Source organism: Capnocytophaga sp. oral taxon 412 str. F0487 (assembly GCF_000271925.1).
Taxonomy (GTDB): domain Bacteria; phylum Bacteroidota; class Bacteroidia; order Flavobacteriales; family Flavobacteriaceae; genus Capnocytophaga; species Capnocytophaga ochracea.
The window spans coordinates 12,560-24,479 of sequence record NZ_AJZR01000022.1; the positions used below are offsets into that span (position 1 = coordinate 12,560).

The 11,920-nt window shown below is 39.4% G+C and carries 14 protein-coding genes; 11 read left to right on the top strand and 3 right to left on the bottom strand.

All coding sequences use genetic code 11. The annotated features are described in order from the left end of the window. Positions 1-147: 147 nt before the first annotated feature. The 5 genes from HMPREF1321_RS11835 to ftsY all read left to right on the top strand — a co-directional run bounded on the left by HMPREF1321_RS11835 (position 148) and on the right by ftsY (position 2,348). Positions 148-387: a hypothetical protein gene (locus HMPREF1321_RS11835; protein WP_157461771.1), complete on the top strand. Its 240-nt coding sequence runs from the start codon at positions 148-150 to the stop codon at positions 385-387. 285 nt (positions 388-672) lie between these two features. Further along, positions 673-909, top strand: a complete 237-nt coding sequence (gene rpmB, locus HMPREF1321_RS03125; protein WP_002672544.1) for a 50S ribosomal protein L28 — start codon at positions 673-675, stop codon at positions 907-909. A 17-nt stretch (positions 910-926) separates the two neighbouring features. Continuing rightward, the gene (rpmG, locus tag HMPREF1321_RS03130) at positions 927-1,109 is read left to right on the top strand and encodes a 50S ribosomal protein L33 (RefSeq protein WP_002672545.1); all 183 of its coding nucleotides are present in this window, start codon (positions 927-929) and stop codon (positions 1,107-1,109) included. A gap of 10 nt (positions 1,110-1,119) precedes the next feature. Beyond that, on the top strand, positions 1,120-1,272 hold the full coding sequence (locus HMPREF1321_RS11445; RefSeq protein WP_002672546.1) for a DUF4295 domain-containing protein: 153 nt from the start codon (positions 1,120-1,122) through the stop codon (positions 1,270-1,272). A gap of 113 nt (positions 1,273-1,385) precedes the next feature. After that, positions 1,386-2,348, top strand: coding sequence for a signal recognition particle-docking protein FtsY (ftsY, locus tag HMPREF1321_RS03135; protein WP_009421350.1), 963 nt, complete (start codon positions 1,386-1,388; stop codon positions 2,346-2,348). 39 nt (positions 2,349-2,387) lie between these two features. On the opposite strand, the gene HMPREF1321_RS03140 is transcribed toward ftsY, so the two are convergent. The 3 genes from HMPREF1321_RS03140 to HMPREF1321_RS12320 all read right to left on the bottom strand — a co-directional run bounded on the left by HMPREF1321_RS03140 (position 2,388) and on the right by HMPREF1321_RS12320 (position 5,313). Further along, positions 2,388-3,422, bottom strand: coding sequence for a ferredoxin--NADP reductase (locus tag HMPREF1321_RS03140; RefSeq protein WP_009421331.1), 1,035 nt, complete (start codon positions 3,420-3,422; stop codon positions 2,388-2,390). Continuing rightward, positions 3,419-4,897 (bottom strand): S41 family peptidase, encoded by a 1,479-nt coding sequence (locus tag HMPREF1321_RS03145; protein ID WP_034575595.1) that lies wholly within the window; start codon positions 4,895-4,897, stop codon positions 3,419-3,421. The genes HMPREF1321_RS03140 and HMPREF1321_RS03145 overlap by 4 nt, the downstream gene beginning before the upstream one ends. 290 nt (positions 4,898-5,187) lie before the next feature. After that, entirely contained in the window at positions 5,188-5,313 is a 126-nt protein-coding gene (locus HMPREF1321_RS12320) for a hypothetical protein (RefSeq protein ID WP_255346880.1), read from the bottom strand. Positions 5,314-5,398: 85 nt separating this feature from the next. On the opposite strand from HMPREF1321_RS12320, the gene mutL reads away from it, so the two are divergent. The 6 genes from mutL to HMPREF1321_RS03175 all read left to right on the top strand — a co-directional run bounded on the left by mutL (position 5,399) and on the right by HMPREF1321_RS03175 (position 11,528). Then, positions 5,399-7,237 (top strand): DNA mismatch repair endonuclease MutL, encoded by a 1,839-nt coding sequence (gene mutL, locus HMPREF1321_RS03150; protein WP_009421399.1) that lies wholly within the window; start codon positions 5,399-5,401, stop codon positions 7,235-7,237. Between the two features lie 80 nt (positions 7,238-7,317). Next, a complete protein-coding gene (locus tag HMPREF1321_RS03155; RefSeq protein ID WP_009421330.1) occupies positions 7,318-8,094 on the top strand; it encodes a rhomboid family intramembrane serine protease in 777 nt (258 codons plus the stop codon). 41 nt (positions 8,095-8,135) lie between these two features. After that, positions 8,136-8,909, top strand: coding sequence for a DUF695 domain-containing protein (locus HMPREF1321_RS03160; protein ID WP_009421401.1), 774 nt, complete (start codon positions 8,136-8,138; stop codon positions 8,907-8,909). A gap of 39 nt (positions 8,910-8,948) precedes the next feature. Continuing rightward, the gene (locus tag HMPREF1321_RS03165; RefSeq protein ID WP_002672562.1) at positions 8,949-9,341 is read left to right on the top strand and encodes a hypothetical protein; all 393 of its coding nucleotides are present in this window, start codon (positions 8,949-8,951) and stop codon (positions 9,339-9,341) included. Then, on the top strand, positions 9,341-10,402 hold the full coding sequence (gene aroC, locus HMPREF1321_RS03170; RefSeq protein ID WP_009421324.1) for a chorismate synthase: 1,062 nt from the start codon (positions 9,341-9,343) through the stop codon (positions 10,400-10,402). Before HMPREF1321_RS03165 ends, aroC begins: the two co-directional genes overlap by 1 nt. A 49-nt stretch (positions 10,403-10,451) precedes the next feature. Next, the gene (locus HMPREF1321_RS03175; RefSeq protein ID WP_009421323.1) at positions 10,452-11,528 is read left to right on the top strand and encodes an AI-2E family transporter; all 1,077 of its coding nucleotides are present in this window, start codon (positions 10,452-10,454) and stop codon (positions 11,526-11,528) included. Positions 11,529-11,920: the final 392 nt, after the last annotated feature.

An 11,920-nucleotide genomic window follows, 5' to 3' on the forward strand; every position in this document is an offset into this window, starting at 1 on the left:
AATTAATGACAAATGATGGTGTGAGCCACATAGGCGGATAAAATGAGAAAATGAGGAAATGAGGAAATGAGAGAATGAGGAAATGGGGGCGGGAGAATAAAATAATGTAGATGAAATCCTTATTTAATGATTAATGGTTAATGATTAATGGTTAATTTAAAAGAAGCTTATAGGAAAGACGAACAAAAGACGGTGCGAGCCACACGGGCAGTCGTAGCACGACAGGCAGATAATGAAAAGACGAACAAAGAACGAACAAAAGACGAACAAAAGACGAACAAAAGACGAACAAAAGACGAACAAAAGACGAACAAAAGACGAACAAAAGACGAACAAAAGACGGTGCGAGCCGCACGGGCAAAGGAACGAATGACGAACAATGAATGAAGAAAAGATAAAGCTAAGGTGGAAATAAGAAGAAGGTTATTAGTAGAATTCATACTACAACGGCGAAGGGTATATGAAGATGGGGTTGTTTTATGACTAAAAAGCAGTAGTTTTCAGATATTTAAATAATAATCTCATATTGATTAAACGTCTGTAATACAGTATATAATAAATTAGTATACACAAAAATAATCTGAAAAAAGAGAAAAAAGTTTTGCTGTTTCAAAAAATAGTTATACCTTTGCGCCCTGAATATAAATAACACATTAATAAATAGAGAAAAAAATGGCAAGAGTTTGTGACTTAACAGGCAAAAAAGCATTGGTGGGCAATAACGTGTCACACGCAATGAACAAAACTAAACGTAAATTCAATGTAAACCTCCGTACAAAACGTTTCTTCATTCCGGAAGAGAATCGTTGGATTACCCTAAAAGTATCGGCAACTGCAATTAAAACTATCGACAAGAAAGGTATCTATGCAGTGCTTAAAGAAGTAGAACGTAACGGATATATTAACTAATTTAAAAGAATACTAAAATGGCTAAAAAAGGAAATAGAATTCAGGTTATTTTGGAGTGCACTGAGCACAAAGAGTCTGGTTTACCAGGAACTTCACGTTACATCACTACCAAAAACAAAAAAAATACTCCAGATAGATTAGAGCTTAAGAAGTTCAACCCTATCCTAAAGAAAGTAACTGTTCATAAAGAAATTAAATAATTAAAACATTATGGCAAAGAAAACAGTAGCAACCCTACAAGGTAAATCTAAGAAGCATACTAAAGCTATCAAAATGGTGAAATCACCTAAAACAGGTGCTTATACTTTCGTAGAAAGCGTAATGGCTCCTGAGCTCGTTGATGAATTTTTGAAGAAGAAATAATTAAATTTTCTCTATTTTTATCATATTTAAAAAAGCTGTCGTGAGACGGCTTTTTTGCATATATAAACTTTTTTACTACCTTTGCACTCATATCCTAAAATATACAATAAGCTATGGCATTGCAATTTCTGAAAAATATCTTTTCAAAAGAAAAGAAAGAAACCTTAGATAAAGGCTTAGAGAAATCTAAAAACAGCTTTTTTGACCGCTTAGGAAAGGCTCTCGTTGGGAAATCGAAAGTAGATGAAGAGGTGCTCGATGACCTTGAAGAAGTGCTTATTGCCAGTGACGTAGGGGTAAATACTACTCTTAAAATCATTGATCGTATAGAGGCTCGTGTGGCTGAAGACAAGTACTTAAATACTTCTGAACTGAATACTATCCTTCGTGAAGAAATAGCAGGACTTCTATCAGAAACTCATACAGGAGAAGCAACAGACTTTACTTTACCTACTGACAAAAAGCCTTATGTGATGATGGTAGTAGGAGTAAACGGAGCTGGAAAGACCACTACTATCGGCAAGCTAGCAAGTCAGTTTACTAAAAAAGGTTTGAAAGTAGTATTAGGTGCTGCTGATACTTTCCGCGCCGCTGCGATTGACCAGCTACAAGTGTGGGCAGACCGTACCGGAGTGCCAATGATTAAACAACAGTTAGGTAGCGACCCTGCTTCGGTAGCCTATGATACCCTTAGTTCGGCGCTAAAACAAAATGCTGATGTAGTAATTATTGATACGGCAGGACGCTTGCACAACAAAATCAATCTAATGAACGAGCTTTCTAAAATCAAGCGCGTGATGCAAAAAGTGATTCCTGATGCTCCTCACGAAGTGCTGTTAGTACTCGATGGTTCTACTGGACAAAATGCCTTTGAGCAAGCTAAAGAATTTACCAAAGCCACTGAAGTAACCGCTTTGGCTGTTACTAAACTGGACGGTACCGCCAAGGGGGGTGTGGTAATAGGCATCTCTGACCAATTTCAGATTCCTGTAAAATACATAGGAGTAGGAGAAGGTATAGACGACTTACAAATTTTTAACAAATATGAGTTCGTAGATTCTTTCTTTAAAGAATAACAACTTCAAAACTAAAATGAGTAATTGATTAACATTGTACTAAAAGCGAACCTTTATTGTATCGGTCATCGCATAAGCTTGACAGGTAAGAATATAGCCTTGCGATACTTCTTCTTCGCTGAGGGTTTCATTCTTCGCCATTTTGGCTTCTCCTTCCTCTACCCTACCGATACAGCTACTACACACGCCGTTCAGGCAAGAGTAAGGTGCATCGTAGCCACGTAAGAGTGCCGAACTGAGAAGTGTTTGGTTGCGCGCACTCTCAAAGCTGTGCGTCTGTCCGTTAAGTTCAAGAGTAATGGCGACATTGCCTTGTAGAGTGCTGTAATCTATCTCAGCTGGCGATGCCTCAAAAAGCTCTGTAAAAATGCGGTCTTTGTCTATCCCTCTTAACAAGAGTATCTCACGGAGGTTTTTCACCAATTCCGTAGGACCACAAGCATAGTAACGCCCCCAGTTAAGATCTTTGTATTTGGCAAAAATCTCGTTTACTATCCTATCGTTAATGCGCCCCGTATAGTGGTCGCCCCAAGGCTGCTGACTGAAAGCGTAGTGAACTAAAAAGCGTTCGGGATACTGAATGCGGAGGGCTTCTATTTCATCAAAAAACAAAGCTTCCTCTTTAGACTTACTACCATAGACGAATACTACCTTGATGTTCGTTTTTGACAAGGCTGTTTTAGCAATGCTCATCATAGGGGTTACGCCACTTCCTGCCGAGAAGAGCATAATATCCCGGTTGCCAAAGATGTCGTAGAAGAATACGAAAGAACCCTTAGGAGGCATCACTTCTAATACATCACCTGCTTTGAGTTGGGTCGTCGCATAGGTAGAGAACACACCATTAGGCACGCGCTTTACGGCTACGCTCAGTTCACCTTCGTTCACTCCAGAACAAATAGAATAAGCACGACGCACCTTTTCTCCACCAATCGTTTGTTGGAGTGTAAGGTATTCGCCAGCTTCAAAGTGAAATACTCTCTTCAATAACTCAGGTACTTCAAAGGTAATCATTACCGATGAAGTAGTAAGTTGTGTGATTTTAGATATGGTTAGTTCGTAAAATCGATTCATTTGTACATTTCATTCAAGCCAAAATAGCCAGAGGTAGAAGTACCGAGCTTCTCAAAGTAAAAAGTTTCTTTCGACGCTGATCGCAAAGCTCTTCCGGCAACATTTCCTGTAATCTCTTGTAAGGTGCGAGCCAAAAGAGGTTCAGTTTCGTCGCCTAATACCCCTAAATCATTTACAATCTCACTAATCTGGACATTAGGCTCTAAGCCATTTACGTAATCGCCTATGCCTTTGGCGTTTTCTATCTTCATTACCAAGGGTTGCATCGCCCATTTGTGCTTAGGGTTTTTAACTTTTCGTTGCTTATCGGTAAAGTCGTAAACAGTCACCGAGCCTTGGTTCTTACCCATTGTGGTTTCACCTATCTGCACTACATCTATGTAGGCTTTAAGACCATTGATAACCAATTCACTGGCTGAAGCTGTCCCGTCCGAAGTAATTACATACACTTTATTAAGGCGCAAACTATTGATAGCTACCTGTCGACTGCCTTTTACCATATTAGATGTAAAATACTCACGTTCATTCCCTTTAAAAGGTTGCAACTTGCTATTCCATTTTTCTATAGCAAACACCTGACCGTTAAACTGACCTGTAATCATCGATGCTAAGTAAGTAGCCGAATCGACACTACCTCCTCCATTGTAGCGCAAATCAAGAATTAAGTCAGTAGCTCCCTGTGCTTTAAAATCTGCAAAGGCATCGTTAAGTGCCTCATCAAAATCAGCTGTAAAGGCATTGTACATCAGGTAAGCTATTTTCTTTCCTCCCTTATTGAATACTTTATGAATGAGTACAGGGTTTTCAGGTGTTTGAGCTTGGTGCAAAGTAAACGATTTTTCAGTAGGAGTTGCTTTGCCATTTACAATTCTATAGGTTGAAAACGAAATAGTAGCCGTATTTTGCAACAGTTGAAGATAATTAGAACGGTTAAGTGATTGCCCGTTGATAGTGGTTATCAAATCCCCCCGTTGCAAACCTTGTTGTTCTGCCTCCGATTTAGGCACTACATAACGCACTACAGCATAAACTCTAGTTTTTGTTTCGTCTACAAAACCAAAAGCGTAGTTTATACCCACACTGGCAGTAATCCCCTTGAATTGGTTTTCAAGATCGGTGTAATTATCGGTGATATAGCTAAAACGGTCTATTTCTTCATATCTATTAAGTAACCCTTTATAGAAAAGGGCTTCAGGATTGCTAAAACTTTTTAAGAATTGAGTATAACTCTTATTTTTATCTGCTTTGGTATCAGCCAAACTACCAAAACGGTTATTTTGCAAATTAGGTACATCGGCTTGCCACAAATAATACGTGTTAAGCCCCTTCCAAATAAAATCGCGTACGCGCAAATCGGTATCGTTACCGGTATAGTCAGAGCCCGTAAAAGACACCTCATTGCCATTAGTAACAGGTTCTTTAGCACAAGATAACAAGCTGATAGCTATGAATATAGAGATAAACAAGTGTTTCATATTGAAAATAATTTTCCACAAAAGTAATACTTTTTTTATATTTGCACAAATTTTGTACCAGATAAGAAGTAAAACTAAATACCGATACGTGAAGTGTGAAAAACAAAATTTTCTGTTTTACAGCATAAAAAGTAGCTCTTTTTTTCAACTAAAATAGAAGATTCCTTCGGTTTTCATACGCTTATTGTTCGTTCATCATTCGTCATTCGTTCATTTGCCCGTGTGGCTCGCACCGTCATTTGTTCATTTGCCCGTGCGGCTCGCACCGTCATTTGTTCGTCATTTGTTCGTCATTTGTTCGTCATTTGTTCGTTCATTGTTCGTTCATTGTTCGTCTTTTGTTCGTTCATTGTTCGTTCATTGTTCGTCTTTTCATTATCTGCCTGTCGTGCTACGACTGTCCGCGTGGCTCGCACCTGCCTGTGCGGCTCACACTGCCCGTCGTGCTACGACCTCGCACTTTTTACCTTTTATCTTTTACCTTTTACCTAAATAGATAGAATGTCAGATATTATAAAATTACTCCCCGATCACGTAGCCAACCAGATAGCCGCTGGTGAAGTGATTCAGCGTCCCGCCTCAGCAGTCAAAGAGCTGATGGAGAATGCTATCGATGCCGGTGCTACCGAAATAAAACTGCTCATCAAAGACGCAGGCAAGACCCTCGTGCAGGTGATTGACAACGGTGTGGGAATGAGTACTACCGATGCGCGTATGGCTTTCGAGCGTCACGCCACCTCCAAAATACAAAAAGCAGAAGACCTTTTCCATTTGCAAACTAAAGGTTTCCGCGGGGAAGCCCTTGCCTCCATAGTGGCAATTGCGCACGTAGAGATGCAAACCAAGCGCCCAGAGGACGAGTTGGGTACCGAAATACACATCGAAGGCAGTAAGATTACGCGCCAAGAGCCCTGCGTATGCCCTACCGGTACGAGTATTGCGATGAAGAACCTCTTTTTCAACATTCCAGCGCGTCGCAACTTTCTAAAATCGGATACGGTGGAATTCCGCCATATACTCGATGAGTTTCACCGTGTTGCCTTGGCACACCCTGCAATTCATTTCTTTTTGTACAACAATGGCAACGAGCTGTTCAACCTGCCAGCTACCAATTTCCGCCAACGCATTGTACATCTTTTTGGAAGCAAAACCAATGAAAAGTTAGTGCCTATCATTGCCGAAAACACACCTTTGGTGCAAATCAGCGGATTTATCGTGAAACCTGAGTATTTAGCAAAGACTAAAAACTTGCAGTTTTTGATGGTCAATCATAGGTTTGTGAAAAATCAATACCTCAACCACGCAATTGCCTCGGCTTACGAAGGTCTTATCCACACCGACCAGAAGGCGGAGTATTTCATCAGTTTAGAAGTAGACCCCACAACTATCGACATCAATATTCACCCTACGAAAACCGAAATTAAGTTTGAAGAAGAGCATAGTATTTATGCCCTACTGAAGTCGGCAGTAAAACACAGTTTGGGTCAGTTTAACATCTCCCCTACGCTCGATTTTAGCAAAGACCCTACTTTCGATATTCCTTATAACTACAAGGACAAAACCCCAGAGTTTCCTAAGATAGAAGTAGACCCCAATTTCAACCCATTTAAAGAAGAATATGTAAGCCGAAGCAGTGGAAGCGATAGCCATAGTAATTTCGGCTCTTACAGCAAAAAAGCACCTACGTGGGAGAGTTTGTACACGGGCATTGAATCTTCTATCAATACTTCAAACCCTGAAACTATCGTGAGTTCGCTCTTTGAAACTGAACCTACACGAAGCCAAGGTAAGAAAATCATTGCTTTGGCAAAGAAATACCTCATAACTACTTTGGAAGGAGGGCTTATCATCATCAATATCAACAGGGCGCACCAACGTATCTTGTACGAAGATTTTATGAAGCATCTGCAATCCACCCATAGTGCAAGTCAGCAACTGATGTTCCCCTACGAACTGCCTTTTGCACCACACGAATTGGAAGTGATTGCACAACTGCGCGAACTCTTTGAGTGCAGTGGCTTTATGTTTACCATAGAAACCGACAAGATTGTAGTAAGTGGGATTCCTCTGCACCTTACCGATAGTGAGATTCCTAATATTTTCAACGAACTCTTGCAACAGCATATCGAGGCATTACCCTCTACCGAAAACACTCAGAAAGAAGCCTTTGCTAAAGCTTTATGCAAGAGCTTAGCTGTAAAAACCGGACAAGTACTCAGTGAGGAAGAACAAGAAACTTTGATAAATAATTTGTTTAGTTGTCAAGAAGTATTAATTTCGCCTTTTGGAAAGCGAATTTATTACAACCTTTCAGTAAATGAAATAGAAAACCTATTTTAAATGCGAGTCGGATAGGCAATATAAGCATTATGAACATTGCTAATTAACCAATCTCTAACAACTAATAACTAAAGACTAAAATGGACAGAATATCTAAAACAGTACTACATCTGATTATTATCAATACGATAGTATTAATACTTACCGCATTGAATGAAAAAGGACTATTTTTACCTCAAATAAATATAGTCGGTACTTTTGCCTTACATTATTTTGAGAATCCTAACTTTCACTGGTGGCAATATATCAGCTATATGTTTATGCACGCTGATTTTACACACCTGCTCTTTAATATGTACGCCTTATGGGCATTCGGGACTCCTTTAGAGAATATATGGGGGCGCAATAAGTTTCTATTCTTCTATTTCTCTTGTGGCGTAGGAGCAGCCTTACTTCATACGGGAGTAAATTACTACTATGTACATCACACCCTTGATGCTCTTGGCAGTATGGGAGTTACTATGGAAGATTTAATAAATACTATCAATACTAATTCTTATCCCCGCGTGTGGACTGAAGTGGCTTCAGTCGATGCTATTAATAATATGGGATCTTCTTTCGCAAGTACAACCGTAGGCGCTTCAGGTGCTATTTATGGTATATTAGTAGCTTTTGGAATGTTCTTCCCCGATGCCAAACTGATGTTGTTCTTTATCCCCTACCCTATAGCGGCTCGTTATTTTATCCCTTTACTCGTAGCCTTAGACTTAATAATGGGATTTGTGGGAGGAATTACTATTTTCGGTGGTAATATCGCCCACTTTGCACACGTAGGAGGGGCTCTCATAGGCTTCCTAATTATGCTGTACTGGAAAAAGCACAACTTTGATAAGAATAGATGGGACAGAAGATTGTAAAGAGCCTTTAAGTAGAATCCTATTTTTTAATAACAAATGATATGCAAAATATTCAAATTCCAGAAAACTGGACTGTCTATATCGGCAGATTAGAAGATAACCCCGCTGTATTCCGCCTCAATTTAGGATTAGAGGAAATTGCTCCTATCACCCAATACCCTCAAAGCGTACGCCTTACTTTTGAGCTAAAAGAACCTGATGAAAACGGTTTTTCAAATAACCGAGAACGTGACTTCCTCTATACGATAGAAGATGAAGAAGTAATGCCTTTGCTTAATGAAAGTGATATCTTAGCGGGTATTGTCACTTATCAAGGCACTATCACGTGGTATTTTTATACCGAAAATACTTCTGGTTTAGAAAAACGCTTGCAATCAGTAGTAACCAAACACCCTGATTATAGCACTCAAATCAAAACTACTGACGATACTGATTGGAAGATTTACTTTGAGTTTCTTTTCCCTAATATCTACGAAATGCAAAGCATTCACAATAGTAATTTGCAAGAACATTGTGAAGAAGCAGGCGACCACACCGACCAAGAGCGCCCTATTGAACACTGGTTGTATTTCCAAACTGAAAAAGATATGAATAGTGCTATTGCAAAAGCTGAAACCTTAGGTTTTTCAGTATATAACAGAGGTAAAATAGAGCCCGAAGAGGGCGAAGACTCTAATGAAGATTTAGGTTACTGCCTTATCCTCAGTAAAGTAAATAGTGTAGACAATATCGACTCTGATACGTGGGACTTGATAGACCTCGCTCTCGATACTCACGGCGAATACGACGGCTGGGAAACAGTCTTAGTTAAGTAAAAATAATTAACCATTTATCATTAAACATTAATCATTATTTTGAACTTAGAAAGTAAAAAAACAATTGTAGAGAAAAGTGCTAAAGACCTCTTTGCACTCTTAGAAAATGTAGCTAATTTTGAACGACTGATGCCCGATAATATTAGTAAGTTCCAAATGCTCAGTGAGCAGTCCTTTGTGTTTGCTTTAAAAGGAATGCCTGAAATTTCTTTAGAAAAGAAAAGTAGTACCCCCAGCAGTCAGTTGGTATTAGGAGAAGCAAAAGGTAAGATTCCTTTTCAGCTTACTGCCAATATTACCGAAGTATCGAACAATGAGAGTGAGGTACAACTACTCTTCGAAGGCAACTTCAACCCCGTAATGGCAATGATGGTAAAGACCCCTATCAGTAAGTTTATGGAGACCTTAGTAACCAAAATGAAAGAATTATAATGGCTAGAAATAGTATAGGTACACTCTTTAGGCTCACTACCTTTGGTGAATCGCACGGCGAAGCCTTAGGAGGAATTATAGACGGCTGTCCACCTAATATAACCTTAGATTTTGAAGCCATACAGCACGAACTCGACCGTCGGAAACCAGGGCAGTCAGCGATTGTTACGCAACGCAAAGAGGGCGACAAGGTACGCTTTCTCTCAGGAATTTTAGAAGGCAAAACTACGGGTACACCTATTGGCTTTATCATTGAGAACGAAAATCAGCATTCAGCTGATTATGCCCATATAGCCGAGGTATACCGCCCCAGCCACGCCGATTATGTATATCAACAGAAATACGGTATACGTGACTATCGTGGAGGCGGTCGCTCATCAGCGCGTGAAACGGCTTGTCGGGTAGTAGCAGGAGCTATTGCCAAACAGGTACTGAAAGGAGTACAAATTACCGCTTATGTATCAAGTGTAGGTGAGCTTACCCTTACCAAGCCCTATACCGAACTCAATTTGGCAATAGCCGAAACCAATGCAATACGCTGTCCCGACCCTACTTTAGCGGAACAAATGGAAGCATACATCAAAGCCATTCGTAAGGAGGGTGACACCGTAGGCGGGGTAGTGAGCTGTGTAGTAAGAGGTGTACCCGTAGGTTTAGGTGAACCTGTATTCGATAAGCTCCACGCACAGCTTGGCAAAGCAATGCTCTCTATCAATGCGGTTAAAGGCTTTGAATACGGCAGTGGTTTTGCAGGTACTGCAATGCGCGGTAGTCAGCACAACGACCTTTTTAACCCTGATGGCACTACCCAAACCAACTATTCAGGCGGGATACAAGGCGGTATCAGCAATGGTATGGATATTTATTTTAGAGTAGCTTTTAAGCCCGTAGCTACCCTTATGCAAGAGCAACCCGCACTCGACACACACGGCAACATCGTAACAATGCAAGGTAAAGGCAGACACGACCCTTGTGTAGTACCTCGTGCAGTACCTATCGTCGAGGCTATGACTGCAATCGTATTATTAGATTTTTACTCGTTAAATAATAGTTATCAGTAGTTGAACTTGTCAGACAAGTCTAACTTATATGACAATTAATCATTAAAGAATGAACTCAAAAGAAATAGCAAATGGTATATTGCGTGCCGTAGGGATTATTGTATTGGTAGTGTTAGGGCTCTACACCCTTTACTTGCTACAATCTATTATCATTTACCTCATTGTATCGCTGGTACTGACATTGATGGGCAAACCTCTTATACAGTTTTTTTACAAAAGGCTGAAGATAAAAAACCGAACCTTATGTGTGATTCTTACAATGTTATTGTTCGTGGTATTGAGCCTTGGGGTATTCAGTTTGTTTATCCCTTTGCTTATTTCGCAAGGTAAGAACCTCTCAAGCCTTAATATAGACTTGCTAAAGGACAACCTCGACGCCCTCCTCCACCAAACTCTTAGCAAGGTCGGACTTCAGAGAGAAGATTACTCTTTTGGAGTACAAGAGATGTTGAATTTTATCGATATTCCTAACTTCCTAAACTCTTTTATCTCGTTTATCAGTAGTTTTGGGGTAGGATTCTTCTCGGTACTTTTTATTACCTTCTTCTTTATGAAAGACGGTGACAGAATACTTATCGCATTGCTTTCTATTTTCTCTCCTAAACGCAAACGCAAACTTAAAACCTCTATTTTCAAAATAAACAACTTATTGTCCCGTTATTTTGTAGGATTAATGCTACAGCTTACTATTCTTTTTATAATTTACACCATAGTATTGCTTATTTTCGGGGTAGAAAATGCTTTTATCATAGCCCTTTTATGTGCTTTACTGAACCTTATTCCTTATATAGGTCCGATGATAAGTTTTATACTAATGGCTTTGCTTACAATGAGTAGCAACCTACAAAACGATTTTATGACGGTAAGTCTGCCTACTACTATCTATGTGTTGATAGGGTTCATAATAGGTCAGTTTATTGATAATTTCTTCTCTCAACCGCTTATTTTCTCTAATTCAGTAAAATCTACAGCCTTAGAGATTTTCCTCATTACCCTTATCAGTGGTACGCTTTTCGGGATAACAGGAATGGTAGTGGCTATTCCAGCCTATACGGTACTGAAAGTAGTATTAAAAGAGTTTTTCCCGAACAACAAGATTGTAGAACTTCTCACTAAAAACATATAGCTATGAACCCTCTTGCTCTCTTCATTTTAAATTAGACAAATGGTGAAGAACTCCGATTTTTAGGAAAAGAATGAACAAACAAATGATGGTGCGAGCCGCACGGGCAGTCGTAGCACGACAGGCAGATAATGAAAAGACAAATAATGAATGAACGAACAAAAGACGAACAAAAGACGAACTATGAACGAACTATGAACGAACTATGAACGAAGCTAAACTGAAGCTAAACTGAAGCTAAGACAAAGCTATAATCTTAGAAAACTGAATACTAATTGCTTTTTTAAGGTAATAAAACTTTGGAAAAAACACAATAACTTTAGAGTTTTTATGATTTTTAGACTTTAATAAAGTAAATGAGATTTACTTCGGACAATCAGGATTTAAATAGCTAT